We start from the raw sequence: 22,634 nt of genomic DNA on the forward strand, positions 1-22,634 counted from the left end.
GTTGGTTATTCATATGTAAGGAGGATTGATTATGAAGAAACGCATGCTTTCTCTCGTTGCTCTGGTTGCCTTGTTGTCTCTTGTTGCAAGTCCAGTATTTGCACAAGGATCGACAGATGAGGTAAAAACGACAGGTCCCACTTCGATTGATTTATGGTATGGAGCTGCAATAACTGAGGCTGGGCCACCCCCTGCGGATTGGGTTGGATTCAAGATTATCAAAGAGAAATTGGGCATTGACCTCAAGTTGACTGCCCTTCCTTCAAACGAAAGTGACCAGGATGTGAAAGTCCAGGCTGCCGCCGCCGCAAACAATCTTCCTGATCTGTTTATGCTTCGTAGGGATGTCTTGTTGAGACTGGTTCCCCAAGGTTTGATTGCACCTGTCGATGATATGTATGCAAAGATGCCGGTCAGGACAGCAACCCATTACGATGCAGTAAGCAAGGCAATGGCCACGATCAACGGAACAGGCTACGGTCTTTCCGATCCTGGTTCAATTGCCAAGAATGAAGGACTTTTGATTCGTAAGGATTGGCTTGATAAATTAGGACTTGCCGTTCCTACCAATCTTGATGAACTGATGACTGTTCTCAAGGCTTTCACCTTTGATGATCCCGATGGCAATGGCAAGGACGATACCTGGGGATACGGAGCTTTCACTGAGATCAACAATTTTGAAGCATGGCCCGGAAGAAGACTGGAGCCCATTTTCGGTGCTTTCGGTGTTGATGGTACCTGGGATATGACCAAGGAAAATGCTTCCTTGAATATACTGAAGCCCGAATTCTATGATGCCATGGTGTATCTGAAATCCATGATTGATGCCAATGTCATTGATCCGAACTGGCTTGCCTACAGGAAGGATGATTTCCGTGCTGCTTGGAAACAGGGCCGTTTTGGCGTAATGCGTGAGCAAAACGCTGCTTTTGCCGCACAGTCCAACTACGCACCTTTTGACAAGAATTTCCCTGACGGTCAATGGATTGTCATTGATCCTCCAAAAGGACCAACCGGGAAATCTTCGATTGGACCCTATACTGCCAATTTCCGAATCTATTCGATCAGCGCAAAGGCAGTCAAGGAAGGAAAGAAAGATAAGATTGCCCAGTTGCTTGAATGGATGGCTTCTGACGAGGGTTACTACTTGTTGGGATGGGGTGTCGAAGGCGTGAACTATAACAAGGATGCCAATGGTATTCCTGTGGTAGCTGGTCTTCCTGATCCAGACGTTGCTTTCTCGGCTCCTGGTGGCCAGACTGTTACCCAGTTGAGAAACATGGTTTTCTACAATGGTGATATTGAGCTCTATGCCCGCTATCCGAAGTATGTAACTGATGTCAGCAAGAAAGAAATGTCAGCTCTTACCGTCTTGAGGGATATGCAGACCAGAAAATGGACTCCCCAGATCGGTGCTGATACGCTTCCTATTCCCAATGCAGATCTCAAACGTTTCTATGAGCAGGGCTTGAGTGAATTCATTACCGGGAAACGTACCCTTACTCCTGCAAACTGGACACAGTGGCTTGATGAGTTCAAGAAACTCGGTGGTCAGGATTGGAATGACAAAGGTGTAGCCTTTGCCACGGAAAATGGTCTTTTGAAGTAACCAAAAAGGTTTTGTATCCGGTGGCTTTTTTCCCGATTAGGAAAGAAAGCCACCAGTATCTTCCTACTTTGGCTTGAAATAAGGAATAATGATGAACGTATCTGAACCACTGTCACTCCAGATGGCAAGGTCTGTTGTATCTCGATATCATAGGGGTATGATGAGGTGGCACTACGAACATGGGCTTGTTATCCATAGTTGCCTCTTGGCCGGAGAGATGGCTCAGGTGGAGGACTTCTATGATTGGGCCTATGGTTTGTATGATCCTTTGATTGGTCCTGATGGAGAGATTGTCTCGTATCGCAAGGGAGAGTACAACCTTGACCAGATCAATGCTGGAAGAAACTTGTTTTACCTATATGCTAAATCAGGGGAAAAACGATTTTATCTTGCAGCAAAATTATTGAAGGAACAGCTGGAAGACCAGCCAAGAACCCTCAGCGGAGTTTATTGGCACAAGGAAATATACCCTTGGCAAATTTGGCTTGATGGTGTCTATATGCAAGGGCCTTTCTATGCTCAGTATTGCAAGGAATTCAATGAACCAAAGGGTTTTGATGATATTGCAGCTCAGATTCAGGTTGTCTATAAGACCTTGAGGGATTCTAAGACAGGGTTGCTGTATCATGCCTATGACGAGTCGAGAGGACAACGTTGGTCTGATAAGGATACCGGACTTTCTCCCCATTTCTGGGGGAGGGCCCTGGGATGGTTTTGCATGGCCATTTTGGATACCCTGGACTTCTTGCCTATGGACCATCCTGAGCGAGAAAACCTGTATGAAATCATGAATTCCCTGATCCCTGCCTTCTTGAAAGTCCAAGGCAAGAAGGGGATGTGGTACCAAGTCCTGGATAAAGGCGATATGGCAGGAAATTATGAAGAGACTTCTTGTACCAGTATGTTTTGCTATACCTTGTTCAAGGCTGTCCGATTGGGTATTGTCCGTGATCCTGCAATGAGGGAGACCTGTCTTGCAAAAGCTGGATTGGCGATGGAAGATATGAAAACCACCTATTTACGCAAGGATGACCAGGGGCAATTGCATCTTGGTGGTATTTGCTCAGTTGCTGGCTTGGGCGGAAATCCCTATAGGGACGGCTCGTTCCGCTATTATATCCAGGAAAAAGTCGTTGAAGATGATTTCAAGGGAGTAGGTCCCTTTTTACTGGCTTGCATCGAGGAAGAAATGTCCTTGGCGTAATTTCCTCCTATGTATTTGTTCTGCCTGTTTTTGTAGCGTATTTGTCTTTCTTGCCGAGACCTATACGCTATTTTTTTGAAATAATATACCTTTGAATTTCCCATGGAAGGGAAACATTTTTTTCCACGACTTATCATACAGTATTGATATATTTTTAATTATTTATACAAAAACCAAATGGAAGGAACTTTAGACGAATCTGAAAAAGATTTCTTTGTTTGACAATGGTAAAGGCTGAATGTAGAATAGCGGTATAAAGACTCTTTGTGTTCGTCACAAAATAGGAGAGAACGTAATGAAGAAACTGACTGTTATGCTTTGTGCCTTCCTTATGCTTGGTGCCATGGGTTTTGCCCAGGGAACCGGTGAAGCAGGTCCTGCAAAAAGCAACCTTCGGGTTGGCATGGTTACTGATAGTGGAACAATTGATGATAAATCCTTTAACCAGGGCACCTGGGAAGGTATTGTTCGTGCTGCTGCCGATTATGGCCTTACGACCAAATATCTCAAGCCCTCAGGGACCACTGAAGCTGATTACCTCAAGGAAATCGGAAATCTTGTAGATGCCGGCTATAATATGGTGATTTGCCCGGGATTCAAGTTTGAGACTTCCCTGTACGAAGCCCAGGATAAATTTCCCAAGGTCAAGTTTGTCATTCTTGATGGCGAACCCCATACCGCTGACTATCAGACTTTCCGTATTGAAAAGAATGTAGTAGCTGTTTATTGGGCTGAACAAGAGTCTGGTTTCTTGGCTGGATTGGCTGCCTCCTTGCAAATGAAAGAAGCTGAGTTTGGTTTTGTTGGCGGAATGGAAATCCCTGCCGTACAGAAATTCAACTGGGGCTTCCAACAGGGTATCAAGTATGCCAATGCAAACTATGGGACAAAGATTGTGCTCAAGCAGGAAAATGACCTGTATCAGGGTTCCTTTGACAACATAAGTGCTGGACAGCAGATTGCTGCTTCCATGTACGACAAGGGTGTTAATGTAATTTTCGCTGCCGCCGGTGGTGTTGGTGTTGGTGTTATCAACGAAGCAAAGAACCGTGTAGCTGCAGGAAAGAAAGTATGGGTAATTGGTGTTGACGTTGACCAGTACAGCGAAGGTGTAATGCCTAGTGGAAAATCCGTTATCCTTACTTCAGCAATGAAGTATCTTGATCGTGCTTCCTATGATATGATCACCGCTGAATTGAATGGATCTTTCCCTGGTGGTCAGATTCTCAGACTCAATGCTACCAACGATGGTATCGGTATTCCTGTAGAGAATCCGAACCTTTCCAAGGAAGTTGTTTCTGAAGTTGCCGACGTATATGCAAAAATGAAGAGTGGCGGAATTTCCGTCGCAGCTTCTGCTGATGGACTGTATAAATAAGTCTGAGTAAGTATGTACCTGTAACAAGGGCCACCGAACATAGGTGGCCCTTGTGTACTCTAAACTATCTTTATTTAATCAAAAATACACGCACGGCGTGTCCTCATAGGGAGTCAACCGATGAGTCATGTTATTGAAATGCTGAACATCCGCAAGGAATTTCCAGGGATTGTTGCAAATGATGATATCACCTTACAAGTGGAGCAAGGCGAAATTCATGCCATTCTTGGTGAGAATGGAGCGGGAAAATCCACGCTGATGAGTATTTTGTTTGGTTTGTATCACGCTGATATCGGAACTATCAAGGTCAGGGGAGAACAGGTTTCCATCAATAGTCCGAATGATGCAAGTAATCTTGGCATAGGCATGGTTCACCAACACTTCCAGCTTGTTCATAATTTTACCGTCACGGAGAATATCATTCTCGGGAAGGAAGGGCATTTTTTCCTGGACAGAAAAACAGCCTCCAAGAAGATCAAGGATCTATCCGAGAAATATGGTCTGAATATTGACCCTGATATGATTATCGAAAATATTACCGTAGGAATGCAACAGCGTGTAGAAATTCTGAAGATGCTCTACCGCGATGCCCATATTTTGATTTTTGACGAGCCTACCGCAGTCCTTACTCCCCAGGAGATCGAGGACTTGATGCAGATTATGCGTAATCTCATCGCTGAAGGCAAATCAGTAATTCTCATTACCCATAAATTGAATGAGATCAAGGCCGTTGCCGATCGTTGTACCATTATCCGAAGGGGTAAAGTCATCGGGGTCGTCGACGTGAAAACGACCTCCCAGGCAAAAATGGCTTCCATGATGGTTGGCCGTCCAGTCAATTTCAAGGTCGACAAGAAACCAGCTCAGGTCGGTAGGGTCATTTTGGATATCCATGACTTGAATGTTATGAATAACAAGAAGGTCCTCGGGGTGAAAAGCTTCAATCTTTGTGTCAAGGCAGGCGAGATTGTGGGTATTGCCGGCGTCGACGGAAATGGCCAGTCTGAATTGATTGAAGCCATTACAGGTCTGAGGGACGTCGAGAGTGGAACAATCAGTCTTGATGGCAATGATATTACCTATGCACAAATCCGAAAGAGAAATGAAATCGGTATCGGCCATATTCCTGAGGATCGACAGAAACGTGGGTTGGTCATGAGTGAGACCCTTAGTGACAATGTCGCGATAAAGGAATTCTATCGTGCTCCTTTCAGCAAGAACGGAATACTCAATGAAGAATATCTGCAAGAGTATGCCAAGAAGGTAATCACCCAGTTTGATGTCCGTAGCGGGGAAGGCATTGATTCCTTGGCCGGAAAGTTATCCGGTGGCAACCAACAGAAACTGATAGTAGGCCGTGAGGTAGTATCGGATCCTGAATTACTTATTGCCGTACAGCCTACCCGAGGATTGGATGTCGGGGCTATCGAGTATATCCATTCGCAATTGATCGCCCATAGGGACAAGGGTCATGCAGTTTTGTTGGTTTCTTTTGAATTGGATGAGATTTTCAATCTTTCGGATCGGATTGCTGTCATGAATTCCGGTGAATTGATCGATATAGTGAAGACCAGTGAGACAGATGAACAGGCTGTTGGTTTGATGATGGCCGGTGTAAAGCACAAAGAAGGTGCAGAATGAAAAAACATACTACCAAAGAATTGAAGAGCAATGCCTTCCTTGTTGCCCTCAGTGCGGTCTTGCTGGGTTTGCTGGCTGGTGCAATACTGATGGCTTCCATCGGAAGCAATCCTTTTGAAGGATTTTTGTATCTGAATAAAGGCGCGTTGATGAATATCGAGAGGATTGGCAACACCCTTGCGACCTCTACGACCCTTATGTTAGTTGGCCTTTCTGTTGCCTTCGCCTTCAAGACAGGCTTGTTCAATATCGGGGCCTCTGGGCAGATTCTGGTTGGAGGCTTATGTGCTACCTTGGTTGCTCACTATGTATTTTTGCCTCGACCGTTGTTTCTTGTAGTGCTTACCCTTTCTGCGTTTCTTGGCGGAGCGGTCTGGGGCGTCATCCCCGGTTTTCTCAAGGCAAAATTCAATGTGCATGAGGTTGTCGCAACCATTATGATGAACTGGATTGCCTACTGGTCAATCTACTATTTTGTTCCTGCTTACCTCAAGGGACCTTCTTTGGAGACTGAATCCTCCAGTATTGCCATATCGCAATCGCTGAGGTCTCCGTGGCTTACCAATTTATTCAATGGTTCCTATATGAACCTGGGTTTTTTCATTGCCGTAGTTGCCGTAATTGTCATCAAGTTCATTCTTGACAAGACAACGCTTGGCTTTGAATTGAAGGCAGTAGGCTCGAACCGGTTTTGCGCAGAGTATGCAGGTATCAAAGTCAATCGGAGCGTTGTCATTTCCATGATGATTGCGGGAGGCCTTGCTGGATTGGCTGGTCTGACCTATTACACAGGGTATTCAAGGAATATGCAAATCGGCGTGATGCCTTCCCAGGGTTTTGATGGTATCGCCGTTGCTTTGCTGGGGGCTAGCAATCCATTGGGAGTTTTGCTCAGTTCCTTGTTTTTTGGGATACTGCAGTCAGGAAAAGGGTTCATGAATGCCATGACCAATATACCTCCTGAAATTGCGGATACCATTATTGCGGTAATCATCTACTTTACTGCCACCAGCGTCTTGTTCAAGAGAATGTGGGATGGTTTGTTTCATAGAATCCAAATGAAGAATGAAACGAAAGCATTGGATAAAGAAGAGACTGAAACACCATCCAAGGAGGTAAAGTAATATGTGGTTGATACTTACAAGGATTTTTCCTTATGCAATAGCCTACACGATACCATTGCTTATTACTGCTTTGGGTGGTCTGTATAGTGAAAGAAGCGGCGTCACCAACCTTGGATTGGAAGGCTTGATGCTCATTGGGTATTTTGCTTCAGCCCTTACGATCAAGATGGTGGAGACTTATAGCATTGCGCTTGCCCTCCCCTTGGGGTTGTTGGCGGCGGTCATTGCAGGGGCTCTCTTTTCCGTCTTGCATGCGTTTGCTTCCATCAATTTGAAGGCAGATCAGGTAATCAGCGGTACTGCGATCAACATGTTGGCAAGTGCCTTGACCGTATACCTGGCCAGGACTATTTCCGGAAGCGGAAACATCAGGATCCTGATGGGTATTATCAGAAAAGACATTCCTGTATTGTCAAGTATTCCGGTTCTCGGACCACTTCTGTTCAGCCAAACCTATTGGACTACTTGGCTTTGTCTGCTGATCTGGGGTCTTTCTTGGATCCTTCTCTACAAGACTTCCTTTGGCTTGCGTCTACGGGCTTGTGGTGAACATCCCTCGGCTGTTGCCTCTGCTGGTATCAGTGTTCATAAGATGAGATATTTTGGGGTGCTGATGAGTGGGGCTCTCTCAGGGCTTGGTGGCGGTGTTATATTGATTACGTATTCCGGTGAGTTCAATGGAACCGTTGCAGGCTTGGGATTCTTGGCTATTGCAGCCTTGATATTTGGACAATGGAAACCTCTTGGAATTCTGGGAGCCACTTTCTTCTTTGGTATTGCTACTACGATAGCAAACGTTTCCCAGGTTATTCCTTCCCTGGAGGTTGTGCCTCCGGCTATTTTCAAGGTTTTCCCCTATGTTGCCACCTTGTTGGCCTTGGTGCTTTTTTCGAAGCACTCGGCTGCGCCAAAGGCTTCCGGCGAACCTTTTTAAGATGTTTTGTGCATGTATGGAAACAGCCTTTCGGGGCTGTTTCCTTTTTCTTGGAAGAAGCCTATTGCTTTTCTGAATGCAAAAAATATAGTAGGCTGAAGAAATTGGAGGGTTTATGGATAATCTCATGGAAAAATTGCAGGAAGCTGCATCGTATATTGCTTCAAAAATAGGGGAAGAACCTGTTCAGATAGGTATGGTTCTGGGAAGTGGCCTCGGAGAACTTGCAGATGTTATTCAGGATCCTGTATATATTCCCTACAAGGATATTCCCCATTTTCCCGTTTCCACGGTATCTGGTCATAAAAGCAGATTGGTTGTCGGTAATCTTGAAGGGAAACGGGTTTTGTGTATGCAAGGGCGATTCCATTACTATGAAGGCTATGGAATGGATCAAGTGGTTTTTCCCATTCAGACCATGCATATTCTCAAAATCAAGAATCTGTTGCTTACGAATGCCGCGGGGTGTGTAAATGAATCGTGGAAACCAGGAGACTTGATGCTTATCAGTGATCATATCAAGTTGATCGCGGATAATCCGTTACGGGGAATGAACCAGGATGCCTTGGGTGAACGTTTTTTTGATATGTCTACCGCCTATGATAAGACACTCCGCCAAATTGCAAAGAAATGTGGTAAGGATTTGGGATTGGATCTGAAAGAAGGCATCTACCAGCTTTTTACGGGACCTTCTTTCGAAACTCCTGCCGAGGTACGGTTTGCTCGTTTGTGCGGTGCTGATGCTGTTGGTATGTCGACGGTCCCCGAAGCCATCGTGGCAAGCCATATGCGCATGAAGGTATTGGGAATCAGTTGTCTTACCAATATGGCTGCTGGAATCCTTGAGCAGCCTTTGGATCATAGGGAAGTGTTGGAAACCGGTGAGAAGGCCAAGGAATCTTTTTCGGCTCTTGTCCGTTCCATTACCAAGGTATGGCCACTTTGATTGATGATGCCAAGTCTCTGATCCAGAGACTTGGTTTGCAAAGCCTTGAAGGGGAGGGTGGTTTTTTCAGGAAAATCTATACCCATCGCAAGGGAATGGAAATTCTGGGAGGTACCATTTATTATTTGGTTACTCCTGAGAGTTTTTCTTCCTTGCATTGGCTTCCAACTGATGAAATCTGGTATTTTCTTCAAGGTTCCCCCCTGCAGCAGTTGATTCTCTACCCTGATGGAAGACACTCCCTTTCTCTTTTGGGCCCGGTGGGGGAAAATCAGAATCCCGTTACCATAGTTCCGGGTGGATGCTACCAAGGGACAAGATTATTGAAACCCGAAGGGTATGCACTTTGTGCGACAACGATGTGTCCACCTTTTCAAGCAGATCGATATATCCAGGGAAATAGACAGTTACTTGGTGAATATCCAAATTGCAAGGAATTGGAGACCTTTCTCAGGAGGGAAGAGCTGTGAGAACAGTATTGGTGACTGGAGGAACGAGCAATCTGGGCAGTGCACTCTGTCGTGCATTTCTGGAGCATGGTGATCAAGTTGTCTGTACCTATACCCATAACAAGGACAAGGCAGAAAAACTTGTTCGGGAATTAGGGGAAAAGTTGACGATTGCTTCACTTGATATCCTTTGTGAGGAAAGCATTTTTAAATTGTTTGAATCCTTGGAATCTTTGGATATCCTTATAAATAATAGCGGAGTATTCACTGTTTCAGAACAGGAAAATCTTTTGCCATCCGATTGGGACAAAGTCTTTGATACCAATGTAAAGGGAATGTTCCTGGTTTGCAAGAAAGCAATTCCCTTACTCCGGAAAAGCACAAATGGAGTAATTATCAATATTGCCTCGATGAATGCTTTCCATCCCGGGTTTGGTGGAACTGCCCATTATGATGCTTCCAAGGGCGCCGTTGTTTCCTATACCAAGAGTCTTGCAGCAGAGCTTGGACCTTCCATACGGGTAAATGGTGTGGCCCCCGGGTTGCTTGACGCGCCATATCTTCATGACGATACTAATACAGTAAGGTTGAAGTTCGAGGGTCGTGCGATTCTCAATAGGCTTGTAAAGGCTGGTGAGGTTGCCGATTGCGCTTTGTTTCTCTCTTCTGCAACAGCGATTACCGGTGAAGTGGTAACTGTTGATTGCGGATATAGTGTGGGATAGCCATGAAGATTCTCTGTATCGCCGATGAAACAGATCCCTTGATTTATTCCAAGAATCTAGCGGCCCGATATGGGTACGTAGATGTGGTGATTTCTGCCGGCGACCTTCCCCTTAAATATTATGAGTTTATCATTTCCATTCTGAATAAGCCTTTGTTTTTTGTATTCGGGAATCATAATCTGGAATACCTTACCCAATTTCTTTCTCATGCCAATACTCTGAACCAATATGGATACTCCGATGGGAAAGGTATGATGCAATTCCTCCCGACGTTTGGAGGCGATTTCGTCGATGGGAAGATAATCTATGATAAGCGTCATGATCTCCTCATCGGTGGTCTGGGTGGTTCCATGCGATATAACAAGGGTCGGCATCAATATAGCGAAAGGGAAATGTTCTGGAGGATGATGGGAATGGTTCCCCGGCTTTTCTGGAATCGAGTGGTTCACGGAAGATACCTTGATATTCTTCTTACCCACGCACCTCCTTTGGGAATCAATGATGATGTCGATGCCTGTCACCGTGGTTTTTCTACGTTTTTGACCTTTATGGATTGGTTCAAGCCAAAATATCTTTTACATGGGCATGTGCATCTCATCGATTTGAATGCAAACCGACATGCCGTTTATAAACAAACCAAGATAATCAATGTTTACCAGAGTTTTATTATTGATGATCCCTTGCTGGGAAAGGAATAAGAGTATGGGAAATCCTCTTTTCATGGAGTCGAGCGAAGACTTCGAGAAAGCCCGGAATCGCGGTCGGATGCAGTCGTTGATGAGCAGCCTTGCCTGGAAGAATTCCGATTTGCTTTCGTTGTATGCCGTAACTGAAATGATCAAGCCGAAAAATGAAACCTACCTTGGTATGCGGACCATACCAATTGCAAACATAATAGGTAGTGAGGGGCGTTATCATGATTTCTCCCTTGCTTTTTATCCAAAGAAAGAATTGCTTCGTTCTCGATGGCAGAGTATTGATAGAGCCTCGAAAGATTATATAATCCTTCCTCCTATATCAGTTTATAAACTTGGTGATTGGTATTTTGTCAGGGATGGAAACCACAGGGTCTCGGTAGCGAAAACCCAGGGCGTGGAATTCATTGATGCCGAGGTTGTGGAACTTGATACGGAAATCCCCTTGGAACCGGGGTTGACCATGCGTCAGCTTGGAAAACGGGTTGTTGAATATGAACGAAAACGGTTTATCGACCAATATAATCCTGTTTTTCTTCCGATGGATGAAATTGTTTTTTCTTCTCCAGGTTCCTATCCAGAGATGGTCAATCATATCCTGGTTCATAAATACTATATCAACCAGGACAAGGAAGAGGAGATAAGTTTCGAGGAAGCGGCTCTTTCTTGGTATAACCATGTCTATCAACCAATCATCGAAGAAATTCGTCAGGAAAAAATCCTGTCTGCATTTCCGGGAAAGACCGAGGCTGACCTTTATATGTGGATAGTCAGGCATTGGGACCACTTGAAATATACAAGCGGAAGTCAGGAAGTATCCATTGCCAGTGCTGCGATGGATTATAAGCTTAGGTTTGGAAAGAGCTTTTTCAAGCGTTGGGTAGGAAAGCTTTTTCATTTGGATACAAAAAATGAAGAACAGAAATAGCAAGCCTAAAAAGACAATGCCAAAAGAATAATGCCATAAAAATGATGAAAAAGTGGTAATGACAGGAAGCAGCCAAAAGGCTGCTTCCTGTTATTTCATCGCATTTGAAATTTTTCTTTATTCCTGGATATAGGCACTGAGAATATCAGCATACACTTCCATTTCTTGTCCTAGTTGCTCGCTCGGCCGGATTGAATCTTCCTTTCCTGCCAAATGGACTATTCCTGCAACAGGTTGGTCCAGATTCTCGATTTCTTCGTGGACTCCATAGGGAATATGAAGCATACCCATATTTTGTGACCAATAAATCATGGCACTGAGTGTATGGGCGCCTTCACAAGTCGAATGGGAGCAACTGGTGAAAACAAGCAAAAAATTTGGTTTCAAGGCTTCTGTCCTTGCTGAGAGGCAACGTAGTATCAAGAAAGGTTTTCATTTCAGCGGAGATGTTTCCGAATCGAGTGGGACTTCCAAGGATGACCATATCGCTTTTCAATAAAGTAGAGAGACTTGCCCACTGGCAGAGCCAAAATATCTTCATAGAAATCATTGGTAGTTTCTTTGCGTATTGGCCCAGATATGTAAATCAGGGTCTTCTACGCGATAAAGACGGGCGTCAACATTTCGCTGCTCCATCAGTTCCTTGAGATAGGAGCCAATGATGAAACAGTTACCGCTTACACTGTGAATAATGATAGAAACAACGTTTCATAGGTAAACCTCGCTTATATCGTTCTTATCGCAAGTATACTACAAAAAAAGTCCAGCGTGGAAAAAATGCTCAACACCAAGCTGTGAACAGCCCTTCTCGTTGGTCGATGAATACCTTCGTACCATATACCTCACTGAGGATTTCTTCTTTCATTATGTCTTGTTTTTTACCGTCTTGAACTATTTTACCTTGCTTCATGACAATTATCCGCTCTATGGCAGGAATGATTTCGCTTAATTCATGGGTTGCCAAAATAATTGTCTTTCCACTTTGATCAAGCAACTGGAGTTCTTGTCTATATTGGTGACGAGAAGGGAAATCGAGATTTGCTACCGCTTCATCAAGGAGCATGACCTGTGGGTCATGAACACAAGCCCGAGAAAGCAGCACTCTTCTAGCCTCTCCCGAGGAGAGTCTGTTCATCTGTTTGTCTTTCAGTTTCCAGGCATTGAAAAATCTGAGGGCCTCTTCTGTCTTTAAGGCTTGCTCTTCAGTTACCTTGTGATGAAAGTCGAGACCGATCGAGCTGAAGAATCCTGAAGCGGTTATTTCCCAACCACTATAGGTGCTGTTGCAAAGATACTGCAGGGAAGCAGAGACAATGCCCAGCTTCTTTCTCAATTCCAATACTTCCCATCGTTCTTTGTCAAAGAGGAGTCTTTTTGAGAGAGGGTTGTAAAGGGGATGTATCTCTTCGCTGATAATCTGGATCAAGGTGCTTTTCCCGGCTCCGTTTGGCCCGATGATCGCGACATGTTCACCTTCACAGAGGGAAAGGTGAGATATCATCGAGAATGTTGATTCCCATTCTTCTTACGGAGATATGATCCAATTCAATGATTCGTTTGCCCATAGAAACCCCTTTGGATGGACTATACCATGCAAAGGGTGTTTTGCCAAATTACCATTTTATGCAGAGGCTGATGCAACCTCGTCAGGAAATTTATCGATCACCTTGTTCTGTAATGTCGTAAGTGTTACCAAGATCAAGGCGACAGCCAGATCAGTCTGTCCGTTTTGCAAGGCTTCGCAGAGATACGAATAATCCTTTGCCCGTTTTTCAAGCTGAAGGGGAGTAAAGCGAAGGGATTGGAGGGCTGTGTCAAGCAACGGTGCAAGATTCTCGTAGATGGAAGAGAGTATCTGGTTATTGTTTGCAGATATCAATATTTGGTTGAATTCGTTCTCAGCTTCCTGGAATTGCTTGTTTCCCATGGCATCCTTCTGGTAAATAAGGGGGATGGCCAGCTCCATCTGGGCAGAAGCTTTTCAGAGCTGGGAAAGATAAGTCTCTCGATTTTCAAGGCGAGAGAAAATCCCGTGTTGCACTGGTGGAAATGGTAATTCTGACTTGCATGAGATTTCTTAATAATTTTCCGGGGTTGGTTTGCTTATTGATAATCGTTGTTGAAAATTGATTCGACATATTGGCTAAGGCTGTTGCTTTTTATCTGGGCACGCCGCCCTTGGGAAATAGTTACCAGTCCTTTTGCTTCCAATAATTTCAGGGCTTCTCGTATAGGTCGGCTCGATGTGCTGAATTGGTCAGCAAGAAGTTGCTGGGAAGGCAGGAAAGATCCACTTTTCAATCTATTGTCTAGAATCATCTCTTCAAGTGTCGAAGCGATTTCTTTGGGCTTTTGTTTCAGAAATATAAGTCATATCGATACCCTCGCTAGAAATAAATTATTAGACCTTAAATGATGTCATAAGTCTATACTTATTCTCGGTTATAAGCCTATGTCTTTTTGTAACTTTATGCAATAGAAATATATCAAAAAAATATATATGTTCATCAGTATAAAGTTTCTGCCAAGATATTCTTACCTATGTCTTACCTATGACATTAATAAATAGAGAAGAATCATGGTTTTTAATAAAAAAAGGAGCCCTTGAGGCTCCTTGTATTGAACTTTCCCCCGTGAATTGGAGAAATCCAAACATGGGGGATTGTTATGTCAAAGATCAGCAAAAAGACGAAACTCAAGGCCTTGAAGTTATTCAAGCAAGGATGCAAAGGCAAGGCCACCGCCAAGAGACTGGGTCTCAATCCGTCAAGCACCAGGCGGTGGTGCAAGCAATACGAAGGTGGAAACGAGAGCTGGGTGTACTGTACCTACGACCGTAGATACGAGGCCATGAACGAGCAAGTAAAGGAAGGGATTGTCCTCAAGTCGCTGTCCAAGGAAGAAACCAAATCTGGTCTTTGCCGCAAATACGCCTTGTCGATTAGTGTTCTGAATGTATGGATTCGGAACTATACTGAGTACGGGGTCTGCACGAGAAAGAAAGGCAGAAAGAGGAAAGGTGGACACAATGACGGAATTGGAACGGAAGAAGATGGAAGAGCTCGAGAAGCTCGTAAGGCAACAGCAGTCCAGAGCTCAAGGGGATGCACGACGGGATTATCTTCTACAGGACGTACTTCCAAATCTGCGAGGCAGAGGAGACGGATCCGTCAAAAAAAAAGTTCTATCAGCAGTTGCTGAGGCACGGAAGCTCGGAGTCCCCTGTGACCCGTTCGCTCAAGCTGGCAGGCATCTGCCCGAGCACCTACTATTACTGGGAACAACACAAGGATGATTCGAGTCAACAATGATGTCTCCATAGCATCGCACATCAGGCAGATACAAGAAGAGACAAACTGGTCCTACGGGATTCCAAGGATGACGCAGGAACTGAAGGCGAGGTTCGGGTACGTGCAACTGAACCACAAGCGCGTCGAGCGGGTCATGAAGGAACATGCCCTGAACGCGAAGGTCCGCATCCGACGGTTTCCCAAGGGCTACTATCGGATACGGAAAGAAACTGCAAGGGAACTGCCACAAAACATACTGGCCAGGGACTTCTCGGCAGAGGGGCCCATGTGCAAGCTGGTGACCGACATCACGTACCTTCGTGTCGTGGGGGGCTGGTTGTTCCTGGCCGCGGTCAAGGATTTGTACGACAACGGGATCGTGAGTTATGTCATGGAGGAGCACCAGAGCCTCGCCATGGTCATCAAGGCCATCCAGCAACTGGTCGACAAGGGATTCGATCTCCATGGCGTCCTCATCCACTCGGACCGGGGATGGACCTACACGAACAGGGCCTATGTCGACTACCTTAGGGGTCTCGGTGTGGTGCAGAGCATGTCCCGCAGGGGAAACTGTTGGGACAACTGTTAGGCGGCAAATTATTTTATCAGGAAGACGGCCGAAAGTTGCAAAATGCTTTGGTAAGTGTAGCTTGAGCATGGTACATTAGTTGCACATTCTCCTATAAAGGAAAAGGAGAGGGCTTCCCGACCAAAGTTGTCCCTCTCCAGTTTGCAATAATGCTCTTAGAGATTGCCATTGAATTGGCGGAATTGCAAGTGGTCGAGGGCCAAGGACCTCCCAGCTCCCACTCTTTGGGTGTTTTCTTCTGCACTTTCTGTCGCACCAGGTTGCACGGCCACGGATGGAGAAAGCGCTATTTCATCACCGACAGTCTTGCCAGTCTCCAGCTGTGGATCCACCGCAAGCTTTGTCCTTGCTGCAGGAAGACCTATACCCTGCTGCCCCTGTGGGTCCATGCCTTCAAGTTATTCAGCCTGGAAACCATTTGTCGCATTCTTGCCTGCAGGATCGAGAAAGGACACTTCAGCACCATTATCGGCATATCCGGCTACCTGCAGCGCAGATGGTGGAAGGGATATTCGGACAGGAGCCGCTGCGAAAGCGACTTCCCGGATCATGATCAGCTGTTTCCCCACTTCAAGGCTGCCCTCAAGGGTTGTCTGACGGCCCCTCCTTCAGTAAGGATCGTGCAAGACCGGAGTATCTCCTTGATGGGTTTGCGGCTGCTCAACCCTTCCCACCAACGTTTGTATCTATATGTGCCGAGGTGCATCCCCTAGGCTTTCGGTATCTATTTCAGGAGGTACCTTACCTATGGACTCGCAAAAGAAGGAACAGATAGGCCTGTTCCGCTTCGGACTCATTTTCCCTCTGCTCGATGACCGTTCGCAGTATGGGGACATCACGCGCAGGATGAAGCAAATCTGCTCCAAGCTGTACGACATTCCCTATTCTGACAAGCGGACGGTGAGCATGCCCACCCTCTACAACTGGCTCAACGCTTACCGCAGGAACCGCAACATCGAGGATCTCTATCCCCGCGACCGCTCTGACAAGGGGTCACGCAGAAAGCTCAGCAGCGAAACAGAGCAGGCGCTTATACTGTTCCGCCGCCAGCATCCGGACATCAAAATCACGACCTTGGTGAGGATGGCCGAGAAGCAAGGCATCTTCCTGCCCTCGGAGGTTGTGGACATGACGCTCATCTACCGGGTGTTCCGCAACCAGGACACAAAAGGCAGGAATCCCAACGACAGGGACATGCGCCGGCTGGAGATGGAATACGTGAACCAGGTCTGGTATCTGGATGCGATGGTCGGGCCGAAGGTGCATGTCGGTCAGGGAAAGGAATGCAAGATCGTGACGGCCAAGCTTTTCGCCCTCATCGACGACAAGTCCCGTCTGGTGACCTACGCCCGTTTCTACCGGGATGAGACCAGCGACAGCTTGCTTGACTGCCTCTGGGGCGGCTTCAATGCCCGGGGACTGCCCCGCCAATGTCATACCGATAATGGGGCCGCCATGCGGGACGAGCGCATAAAACTTGGTTGTGCTTCCCTTGAGGTGAATTTTACACACTCAAGGCCATACACCCCCACAGGAAAGGCGAAGGTGGAACGACTGTTCTCGACGGTGAGGATGCAGTTCCTGCCCACCCTGGGCGACGAGCCGCTGGAACTGTACGAGTTGAACAAGCGGTGGATGGCCTATCTTGAGGAGTACAACGGCAGGTATCACTCCGGCATCGGGATGTCTCCCCTGCAATGCTACCTCTCCGAGGTCCAGGCTGTCAGGCCGGCCCCGCCGGACCTGCCCAGGCTGTTCAGGAAGCGCGAAATTCGGACGGTGGCAGCAAGGCCAGGACCGTAAGCCTCGACTCGGTGCTGCTCGAGGTCCCGCTGGGATATTCGGGCAGGAAGATCGAGCTTAGGTACAACACCACCAGCGATGTGGAAGCTTTTCATGAGGGGGTGAGCATCGGAATGCTGCAAGCCGGTGGACTACCAGGCCAACTCACGGGCCCACAGGATGCAGGGGGTGCAGCTGTGAACACGGACATCCGCACCTTCTACGGGTTCAAGCAGATACCCTTCTCTCCGGAACTGAAGCCCCAGCAGATGTACCTGCTCTCCTCGATGGTGGAGATAAGCAACAAGATACAGTTCGCCATCCAGAACAGCATGTACTTCACCCTCATCGGTGATGTGGGGGCGGGAAAGTCGACGACGTTGCGTTACGTACTCTCCCAGCTGCCTGCCAAGAGCTACCAGGTCATCGACCTGGTAGGAGGGCAGTGGAGCTTCGTCGAGGTGCTCAGGCAGCTCATGGCATCGCTGGGGCTTTTCACCAGGACCAACCAGCCCTCCACCATGCTCAGGCAGATTCATGAGGCGCTGGACCTCATCTACAACGACGGGAAGCGGCCCGTCCTGGTCATCGATGAGTGCCATCACTTCACCGGTGATTTCTATGCCCAGCTCCACCTCATAAGCCAGCAGAACCTCGCCAAGGCAAATGTGATACCGATCGTCATGTGCGGGCAGGAAGGCCTGTTCGAGAAGCTGCGCAACCCGCAGGCACGCCCCCTGATGAGCAGGATCCTCGACGGATACAACCTTCGGAGCCTCACCCAGGATGAGTGCTTCGGATACATCGAGCACCACCTGAAGACCATCGGCGGCCGCGGTTCCGAGATATTCGACAAGCCTGCGCTGATAGCCGTCAGCCAGGTGTCGGCGGGTATCCCCAGGAACATCAATTCCGTATGTCTGTTGGCATTGCAGCACGGCATGGAACAGGGCCTGTTGACCATCCCGGCAGAGGTGATCAGGAAAGTGACCAGGAACTGGTGGGAATGAGAGCATAAGGAAAAACGACCATGGATCCAAATACACAAATCAAGGAAGAGAGACCGGTACCACTGGTTGTGCTCCACCACGAATTCACCGAAAGCTATTACCTGCATGTCATCAATCTATACAGAAGTCGAGTGGATGACGAAGCAATGCACCGCAGCATCTGTGAAAAAGCCAACGGCATAATGAGAAGGCAGGCTGTGTTCAGGGAGGACCTGGAGTACTGTTACGAGAACTGCATGATTGACGTTTTCGCAGATCCTGCACCTTTCTAGAATAGGTTTACGATTGTATTCAAGGACTGGCCTCTTCGGAGGCCTTTCGTTGCATAAGGAGCTCTAACCAAGCGTGCAACTTTCTTCTCAGCTGACCGTGCAAATACCGCTATAAAATAATATGCCACATAACAGACAACGCCTGCATCGAGAATTTCTTCGGCCTCATGAAGTGTGAGACCATCTACCAGAACAGAAAGAGACTGCTAACCAAGGAAGAGATGGAACAGCTGGTAAGGGAATACATCGCTTGGTACAATGACAAGCGAATACAAAAAAAACTAGGCTACCGGTCTCCGGTGCAATACCGTCAATCAGTAGCCTAGCTCTCAGAACTCTCCAACTCTATGGGGAAAGTTCATATAAGAGTTTTCTTTAAAGGTCTAGATATCAAGAGTTTCGAATTTATCCTTGATGTTGGTCAGGTTGACAAGTGTAAGGGCAACGGCCAGGTCTGTCTGTCCGTTTTCGAGGGCTTCAACCAGATAGCGATATTCATTGACTTTTTTCTTTTGTTCACCATAGGTTTCAGGAAGCCTGTCCAAGGCAGTATAAAGCTGTGGTGAAAGATTTTCGTAGATACTATTGAGGATTACGTTGTCATTGGATCTGATCAGGGCAGTATGGAATTCAAATTCCACTTGTTTGAATTGTTTGATGGTTTCCATATCTTTTGTATTTTCCATCGTAGGTAACAATTGTTCCATTTTTGAACAGCAACGGTCGAGGGATCTGACAATCAGCATCCTATTTGGATCACGGGAAAGTTCCCTGGTAGCGGAAACTTCAACAGTGGTTCTGACTTGCATCAAATCGGAAAGCAGTTTCCGGTCCGGAGCTTGTTTGCTTATCATGGACATGGAAAGGGATTCTACGAATTGGTCAAGGTTGTTGCTTTTGACTATGGCTTTCTTTCCCTGCTGGACTTGAATGAGTCCTTTTGCCTCAAGGTTTTTGAAAGCTTCCCTGACACTTCTGCTGCTTGCAGAAAATTGTTGGGCAAGTTTATGCTGGCTGGGGAGGGATTCGCCAGCCTTGAATCTTTTTGCTAGAATCATTTCTTCAAGTTGGTTGGCGATCATTGTAGATTTTGTTTCTGATGCAATCGGTGTTATCATTATGTAAGGTCCTCTCTATGAGCAAGGAATCAAGCTGGTACTAATATAGCATAGAACATATCACATATCCATACATGATTATGCGATTATTTTATGAAGTTAGCGAAATTGGTAATTATTTTTCGATAGTATGTGAGAAGTTTAGTTGATTTGATTAATTTCATTAATTTGTTTTGTATTTTATAATTTTATTCAATATATGAATTAAAAATATTTCATAAGAAATATTTTATAATGGGAGTGTTCGCATTCACACAATACTTCTCTCAAAGTGACATAAGACTATATCTATGTTGATAACGAAGCTTCATAATAATTTTATGCATATACGATAGAATTTTTTCAAGGGAGTAAATTTGATTTTTAAAAATATAAAGGACTGTTTTCTATAAAACATGTCACAAGGCAAAATTTTATAACTATATATTATATATAAAATTATAATATTTTTTGAAAATGTTCTTAGAAAAATAAGAATAAATTATAGTTATGTATTGACATAAGTTTTTACAAGGCACTATATTTTACTTGGATAAAAAAGGTCCTTGCACGCCTTTTTGGGAGGGAAACCAAACCATGAGACGATTGGTTATATTTTTTTCTATATTGATGTTTTCGGTGACGGGACTTTTTTGCCGAAGCCGTATCGCAAACTGCTACATTGTCGATAACCACTACGGTTCCAGAATATCTGGTTCATGGTTTTCTTGATGAACAGGGATCAACAAATTTTTTAAGTGCAACTTCGGTGTCAAATGCGTTTGCCCAAGAGGGAGTTGTCCTGAACTATGCGATCAAGACGAATACTGTTGCGGATTTGGTGGTAACTGCTACGCTGACTCCTTTTACTAAGTTGGGTGATGAAAATGCTACGGTAGGAATCGAATCGTTGAGTGTGGGATCGGAGTTGAAGGTTCCTGACTCTGGAACCTACCGATTGGTTGACTTGATTTCGTCCAACCAAGGGATGCGTCTATATTCCTATACATTGACTGTCAAGGCAAATCAAAACGATGTGGCAGTGGCGGCTAACGGAAATTATGAATCTACATTGTCAATTTCCATCTTACAGAACTAAAAAAAGTTCCTTGTGCTAGTTTGAAGTCAATAGTAATTAGGCTATAGGTTCCTGGTATTCTACCAGAGACTTGTAGCCTAAGTTCTTTTATATCCCTGGGCTATTTTCCCCAGAATTGGAATTCTCCTGAGGCATTGCCCTCAGTAAAGATTCTTGAACAGCAGAATCTTGGGATTCAGGGATAAGTTTTTATGCATGATGTGACATAAGAATACGAATTTGTGATAATTATTTTCTGTGTTATTACATGCTCTCGCTATGTATTGTTGCCAGAATTGAACAAATTTCACTACATATGCAATAAGTAAAAATAATATAAAACATTATAATATATAAATATAAAATTATATTTAAAAATAAAAATAAAAATTAATATTTTTTAATATCATAATATTGACATAGGACATAATAAGACGTACTCTTGGCTAGGATTTATTTTAAAATAGTGATTAGCACGAATCAGGGGGATTGAATATGAATAAAAAAAGAGTAATTAGTTTGTTGTTGGTTCTTTTCTTTGTCGTGGCAGGTGCGTTTGCTGATGTAAGCGTTACGATGCCCAGCGCTGCAACAGCAACCTTGAAGGCAAATATCGGTGAATATCTTGATCATGGTTTTACAATTGGAACTGTCAAGTATAATCCTTCGATAACAATCGAAAATGCTTTCGCAGCCCCTTCTCAGTTTGTCTATGGTTATAAGACAAATGCGGTAGGTCATTTTACATTCACAATGAATGTAGGGAATTTTATCAGCACTTCCAATGCGAACAACATCGTAAAGATTGCTTCGGTTACAAGTTCCTTGTCAAGCATAACCTATACATCTACTGGTTATAAGATTTTCAGTGATTATACTGCAACTACGGTTACAGGTGTTGAACAGAATGCTGAGTCAACTATTACCATCACTCCAGCTGCTACAGCTAATGTTGGAAGTCTCGACCATACCGGTTCATCCATTGTTGCTGCTGAGACGGTACAAGGCGGTGCTGCCGGAAGCTATGTATCTACCATTACCTTCACTATTGCATCAGTATAAGAGTTCTTTATTAGTTTAGTTATAAAAACTGTGCGGGAAACCGCACTGTTTTTTTATATGTTGCAATCCCTGATTGATTTGAATTTTACCAGATATCTACTGGTGGAGAGAAGCTTTTCCTGCCTTGGTTTTTTTGTTCGTTGGTGATTCTCTTGCCTTTGCCCCTATATTTGTTGCTATACTGTATATAGCGAGGCTGTTGATGTCTCTGTATTTGGAGGATGGAATGAAAAAATATATATTGGGTTTTTGCCTGTTGATCCTTTCGGTTTCCCTGGGAGCTGAAAACCTGGTCTCCAATGCAACCGTATCGTTGAAAGCATCGATAGCCGTGCAAGATATCAGTATTGATATGTATTATGAGAATGGTGTGAAGCAAGATGAAGAGTTTGATGGTCTTTTGAGTTTTGAGTTTCCTGCAACTGATACTTGGCAAGTGGAACAGTCAGTGTATTTTACATATTCCTCGAATGTTGCAACAACGAGCAGGGGGGTGCTTAGCTTTACGATTTCTCCCTTGAAGAAGAATGATGGAAACATTCTCAATACTTCCATTAAGCTCGAATCCGAAAACGTCATGACTTCCATCAGGGATGGAAATTCCTTTAATATTGGGTTTCTCACAGGTCCCCAGACCAAGGTTGCAATCGGGAAACTGACGGTAGTGGTTTCCAAGACCTCTTCGCAAGTTTTTTCTTCAGGATTGTACTCCGGCTCTATCACATTGACTTTTACGAACGAAGCCTAAAGGAACTGAAAGGACTTCTGTTTAGTTCTGGTTCAGTGCTTTTTACAGTGGATAACTTGAAGATTTCAAACCA

General features: G+C 45.2%; 28 protein-coding genes. 21 read left to right on the top strand and 7 right to left on the bottom strand.

Annotated features, from left to right (window positions below; all coding sequences use genetic code 11):
* Positions 1–31 precede the first annotated feature (31 nt).
* The 11 genes from ACHZBG_RS09125 to ACHZBG_RS09175 all read left to right on the top strand — a co-directional run bounded on the left by ACHZBG_RS09125 (position 32) and on the right by ACHZBG_RS09175 (position 11,633).
* Positions 32–1,609: an extracellular solute-binding protein gene (locus tag ACHZBG_RS09125; protein WP_320129141.1), complete on the top strand. Its 1,578-nt coding sequence runs from the start codon at positions 32–34 to the stop codon at positions 1,607–1,609.
* Between the two features lie 157 nt (positions 1,610–1,766).
* A complete protein-coding gene (locus ACHZBG_RS09130; RefSeq protein WP_320129142.1) occupies positions 1,767–2,813 on the top strand; it encodes a glycoside hydrolase family 88 protein in 1,047 nt (348 codons plus the stop codon).
* 295 nt (positions 2,814–3,108) lie between these two features.
* On the top strand, positions 3,109–4,191 hold the full coding sequence (locus ACHZBG_RS09135) for a BMP family ABC transporter substrate-binding protein (protein WP_320129143.1): 1,083 nt from the start codon (positions 3,109–3,111) through the stop codon (positions 4,189–4,191).
* A 120-nt stretch (positions 4,192–4,311) separates the two neighbouring features.
* Positions 4,312–5,832 carry an ABC transporter ATP-binding protein gene (locus ACHZBG_RS09140; protein ID WP_320129144.1) on the top strand — a complete coding sequence of 507 codons (1,521 nt, stop codon included), beginning with the start codon at positions 4,312–4,314 and terminating at the stop codon, positions 5,830–5,832.
* Positions 5,829–6,956 (top strand): ABC transporter permease, encoded by a 1,128-nt coding sequence (locus ACHZBG_RS09145; RefSeq protein ID WP_320129145.1) that lies wholly within the window; start codon positions 5,829–5,831, stop codon positions 6,954–6,956. The genes ACHZBG_RS09140 and ACHZBG_RS09145 overlap by 4 nt, the downstream gene beginning before the upstream one ends.
* A 1-nt stretch (position 6,957) precedes the next feature.
* Entirely contained in the window at positions 6,958–7,890 is a 933-nt protein-coding gene (locus tag ACHZBG_RS09150) for an ABC transporter permease (RefSeq protein WP_320129146.1), read from the top strand.
* A gap of 115 nt (positions 7,891–8,005) precedes the next feature.
* Positions 8,006–8,836 carry a purine-nucleoside phosphorylase gene (locus tag ACHZBG_RS09155; RefSeq protein ID WP_320129147.1) on the top strand — a complete coding sequence of 277 codons (831 nt, stop codon included), beginning with the start codon at positions 8,006–8,008 and terminating at the stop codon, positions 8,834–8,836.
* On the top strand, positions 8,824–9,306 hold the full coding sequence (locus ACHZBG_RS09160) for a cupin domain-containing protein (RefSeq protein WP_320129148.1): 483 nt from the start codon (positions 8,824–8,826) through the stop codon (positions 9,304–9,306). Before ACHZBG_RS09155 ends, ACHZBG_RS09160 begins: the two co-directional genes overlap by 13 nt.
* A complete protein-coding gene (locus ACHZBG_RS09165; protein ID WP_320129149.1) occupies positions 9,303–10,010 on the top strand; it encodes an SDR family oxidoreductase in 708 nt (235 codons plus the stop codon). Before ACHZBG_RS09160 ends, ACHZBG_RS09165 begins: the two co-directional genes overlap by 4 nt.
* A 2-nt stretch (positions 10,011–10,012) precedes the next feature.
* Complete coding sequence (locus ACHZBG_RS09170; RefSeq protein WP_320129150.1) at positions 10,013–10,708, top strand: metallophosphoesterase; 696 nt, start codon at positions 10,013–10,015, stop codon at positions 10,706–10,708.
* A gap of 4 nt (positions 10,709–10,712) precedes the next feature.
* Positions 10,713–11,633: a transcriptional regulator gene (locus ACHZBG_RS09175; RefSeq protein WP_320129151.1), complete on the top strand. Its 921-nt coding sequence runs from the start codon at positions 10,713–10,715 to the stop codon at positions 11,631–11,633.
* 117 nt (positions 11,634–11,750) lie between these two features.
* Here ACHZBG_RS09175 and ACHZBG_RS09180 read toward each other — a convergent pair whose 3' ends face one another.
* From ACHZBG_RS09180 to ACHZBG_RS09200, 5 genes are all read right to left on the bottom strand, one after another.
* A complete protein-coding gene (locus tag ACHZBG_RS09180) occupies positions 11,751–12,020 on the bottom strand; it encodes a hypothetical protein (RefSeq protein WP_320129152.1) in 270 nt (89 codons plus the stop codon).
* Complete coding sequence (locus tag ACHZBG_RS09185) at positions 11,968–12,174, bottom strand: NAD(P)H-dependent oxidoreductase (protein ID WP_320129153.1); 207 nt, start codon at positions 12,172–12,174, stop codon at positions 11,968–11,970. Before ACHZBG_RS09185 ends, ACHZBG_RS09180 begins: the two co-directional genes overlap by 53 nt.
* A 240-nt stretch (positions 12,175–12,414) precedes the next feature.
* Entirely contained in the window at positions 12,415–13,134 is a 720-nt protein-coding gene (locus ACHZBG_RS09190) for an ATP-binding cassette domain-containing protein (RefSeq protein ID WP_320129154.1), read from the bottom strand.
* Between the two features lie 120 nt (positions 13,135–13,254).
* Positions 13,255–13,599, bottom strand: coding sequence for an FCD domain-containing protein (locus ACHZBG_RS09195; protein WP_320129155.1), 345 nt, complete (start codon positions 13,597–13,599; stop codon positions 13,255–13,257).
* A gap of 137 nt (positions 13,600–13,736) precedes the next feature.
* Positions 13,737–13,934, bottom strand: coding sequence for a GntR family transcriptional regulator (locus ACHZBG_RS09200; protein WP_320129156.1), 198 nt, complete (start codon positions 13,932–13,934; stop codon positions 13,737–13,739).
* Between the two features lie 366 nt (positions 13,935–14,300).
* On the opposite strand from ACHZBG_RS09200, the gene ACHZBG_RS09205 reads away from it, so the two are divergent.
* Both ACHZBG_RS09205 and ACHZBG_RS09210 read left to right on the top strand, forming a co-directional pair.
* On the top strand, positions 14,301–14,834 hold the full coding sequence (locus tag ACHZBG_RS09205) for a transposase (protein WP_320129157.1): 534 nt from the start codon (positions 14,301–14,303) through the stop codon (positions 14,832–14,834).
* A gap of 90 nt (positions 14,835–14,924) precedes the next feature.
* Positions 14,925–15,512 (top strand): IS3 family transposase, encoded by a 588-nt coding sequence (locus ACHZBG_RS09210; RefSeq protein ID WP_320129158.1) that lies wholly within the window; start codon positions 14,925–14,927, stop codon positions 15,510–15,512.
* Between the two features lie 155 nt (positions 15,513–15,667).
* Here the strand turns inward: ACHZBG_RS09210 and ACHZBG_RS09215 are convergent, their stop codons facing one another.
* Positions 15,668–15,901: a hypothetical protein gene (locus ACHZBG_RS09215; protein ID WP_320128382.1), complete on the bottom strand. Its 234-nt coding sequence runs from the start codon at positions 15,899–15,901 to the stop codon at positions 15,668–15,670.
* On the opposite strand from ACHZBG_RS09215, the gene ACHZBG_RS09220 reads away from it, so the two are divergent.
* From ACHZBG_RS09220 to ACHZBG_RS09240, 5 genes are all read left to right on the top strand, one after another.
* A complete protein-coding gene (locus tag ACHZBG_RS09220; protein WP_394699377.1) occupies positions 15,806–16,225 on the top strand; it encodes a hypothetical protein in 420 nt (139 codons plus the stop codon). The two genes, ACHZBG_RS09215 and ACHZBG_RS09220, sit on opposite strands and share 96 nt — an antisense overlap.
* A 34-nt stretch (positions 16,226–16,259) precedes the next feature.
* Positions 16,260–17,315 (top strand): DDE-type integrase/transposase/recombinase, encoded by a 1,056-nt coding sequence (locus ACHZBG_RS09225; protein WP_320129159.1) that lies wholly within the window; start codon positions 16,260–16,262, stop codon positions 17,313–17,315.
* Between the two features lie 11 nt (positions 17,316–17,326).
* The gene (locus ACHZBG_RS09230) at positions 17,327–18,304 is read left to right on the top strand and encodes an AAA family ATPase (RefSeq protein WP_320129160.1); all 978 of its coding nucleotides are present in this window, start codon (positions 17,327–17,329) and stop codon (positions 18,302–18,304) included.
* A 20-nt stretch (positions 18,305–18,324) separates the two neighbouring features.
* Positions 18,325–18,576, top strand: a complete 252-nt coding sequence (locus ACHZBG_RS09235) for a hypothetical protein (protein ID WP_320128378.1) — start codon at positions 18,325–18,327, stop codon at positions 18,574–18,576.
* 128 nt (positions 18,577–18,704) lie between these two features.
* Positions 18,705–18,902 carry an IS3 family transposase gene (locus tag ACHZBG_RS09240; RefSeq protein WP_320129238.1) on the top strand — a complete coding sequence of 66 codons (198 nt, stop codon included), beginning with the start codon at positions 18,705–18,707 and terminating at the stop codon, positions 18,900–18,902.
* 57 nt (positions 18,903–18,959) lie between these two features.
* Here ACHZBG_RS09240 and ACHZBG_RS09245 read toward each other — a convergent pair whose 3' ends face one another.
* The gene (locus ACHZBG_RS09245) at positions 18,960–19,694 is read right to left on the bottom strand and encodes a GntR family transcriptional regulator (RefSeq protein ID WP_320129161.1); all 735 of its coding nucleotides are present in this window, start codon (positions 19,692–19,694) and stop codon (positions 18,960–18,962) included.
* A 661-nt stretch (positions 19,695–20,355) separates the two neighbouring features.
* Between ACHZBG_RS09245 and ACHZBG_RS09250 the strand changes: the two genes are divergently transcribed.
* From ACHZBG_RS09250 to ACHZBG_RS09260, 3 genes are all read left to right on the top strand, one after another.
* Positions 20,356–20,772 (top strand): hypothetical protein, encoded by a 417-nt coding sequence (locus ACHZBG_RS09250; RefSeq protein WP_320129162.1) that lies wholly within the window; start codon positions 20,356–20,358, stop codon positions 20,770–20,772.
* Between the two features lie 474 nt (positions 20,773–21,246).
* Positions 21,247–21,813: a hypothetical protein gene (locus ACHZBG_RS09255; RefSeq protein ID WP_320129163.1), complete on the top strand. Its 567-nt coding sequence runs from the start codon at positions 21,247–21,249 to the stop codon at positions 21,811–21,813.
* Positions 21,814–22,039: 226 nt separating this feature from the next.
* Positions 22,040–22,561 (top strand): hypothetical protein, encoded by a 522-nt coding sequence (locus ACHZBG_RS09260; protein WP_320129164.1) that lies wholly within the window; start codon positions 22,040–22,042, stop codon positions 22,559–22,561.
* Positions 22,562–22,634: the final 73 nt, after the last annotated feature.

Source organism: uncultured Sphaerochaeta sp., from assembly GCF_963676625.2.
Classification (GTDB): domain Bacteria; phylum Spirochaetota; class Spirochaetia; order Sphaerochaetales; family Sphaerochaetaceae; genus Sphaerochaeta.

Bases quoted from the DNA above. Each gene is read 5' to 3' on its own strand.
- ACHZBG_RS09170 (WP_320129150.1), top strand. From the start codon at position 10,013: ATGAAGATTCTCTGTATCGCCGATGAAACAGATCCCTTGATTTATTCC.
- ACHZBG_RS09125 (WP_320129141.1), top strand. From the start codon at position 32: ATGAAGAAACGCATGCTTTCTCTCGTTGCTCTGGTTGCCTTGTTGTCT.
- ACHZBG_RS09205 (WP_320129157.1), top strand. From the start codon at position 14,301: ATGTCAAAGATCAGCAAAAAGACGAAACTCAAGGCCTTGAAGTTATTC.
- ACHZBG_RS09185 (WP_320129153.1), bottom strand. From the start codon at position 12,174: ATGAAGATATTTTGGCTCTGCCAGTGGGCAAGTCTCTCTACTTTATTG.
- ACHZBG_RS09245 (WP_320129161.1), bottom strand. From the start codon at position 19,694: ATGATAACACCGATTGCATCAGAAACAAAATCTACAATGATCGCCAAC.
- ACHZBG_RS09255 (WP_320129163.1), top strand. From the start codon at position 21,247: ATGAATAAAAAAAGAGTAATTAGTTTGTTGTTGGTTCTTTTCTTTGTC.
- ACHZBG_RS09140 (WP_320129144.1), top strand. From the start codon at position 4,312: ATGAGTCATGTTATTGAAATGCTGAACATCCGCAAGGAATTTCCAGGG.
- ACHZBG_RS09235 (WP_320128378.1), top strand. From the start codon at position 18,325: ATGGATCCAAATACACAAATCAAGGAAGAGAGACCGGTACCACTGGTT.
- ACHZBG_RS09225 (WP_320129159.1), top strand. From the start codon at position 16,260: ATGGACTCGCAAAAGAAGGAACAGATAGGCCTGTTCCGCTTCGGACTC.
- ACHZBG_RS09210 (WP_320129158.1), top strand. From the start codon at position 14,925: ATGATTCGAGTCAACAATGATGTCTCCATAGCATCGCACATCAGGCAG.
- ACHZBG_RS09130 (WP_320129142.1), top strand. From the start codon at position 1,767: ATGATGAGGTGGCACTACGAACATGGGCTTGTTATCCATAGTTGCCTC.
- ACHZBG_RS09175 (WP_320129151.1), top strand. From the start codon at position 10,713: ATGGGAAATCCTCTTTTCATGGAGTCGAGCGAAGACTTCGAGAAAGCC.
- ACHZBG_RS09195 (WP_320129155.1), bottom strand. From the start codon at position 13,599: ATGGAGCTGGCCATCCCCCTTATTTACCAGAAGGATGCCATGGGAAAC.
- ACHZBG_RS09150 (WP_320129146.1), top strand. From the start codon at position 6,958: ATGTGGTTGATACTTACAAGGATTTTTCCTTATGCAATAGCCTACACG.
- ACHZBG_RS09135 (WP_320129143.1), top strand. From the start codon at position 3,109: ATGAAGAAACTGACTGTTATGCTTTGTGCCTTCCTTATGCTTGGTGCC.
- ACHZBG_RS09160 (WP_320129148.1), top strand. From the start codon at position 8,824: ATGGCCACTTTGATTGATGATGCCAAGTCTCTGATCCAGAGACTTGGT.
- ACHZBG_RS09215 (WP_320128382.1), bottom strand. From the start codon at position 15,901: ATGGACCCACAGGGGCAGCAGGGTATAGGTCTTCCTGCAGCAAGGACA.
- ACHZBG_RS09190 (WP_320129154.1), bottom strand. From the start codon at position 13,134: ATGATATCTCACCTTTCCCTCTGTGAAGGTGAACATGTCGCGATCATC.
- ACHZBG_RS09145 (WP_320129145.1), top strand. From the start codon at position 5,829: ATGAAAAAACATACTACCAAAGAATTGAAGAGCAATGCCTTCCTTGTT.
- ACHZBG_RS09155 (WP_320129147.1), top strand. From the start codon at position 8,006: ATGGATAATCTCATGGAAAAATTGCAGGAAGCTGCATCGTATATTGCT.
- ACHZBG_RS09260 (WP_320129164.1), top strand. From the start codon at position 22,040: ATGAAAAAATATATATTGGGTTTTTGCCTGTTGATCCTTTCGGTTTCC.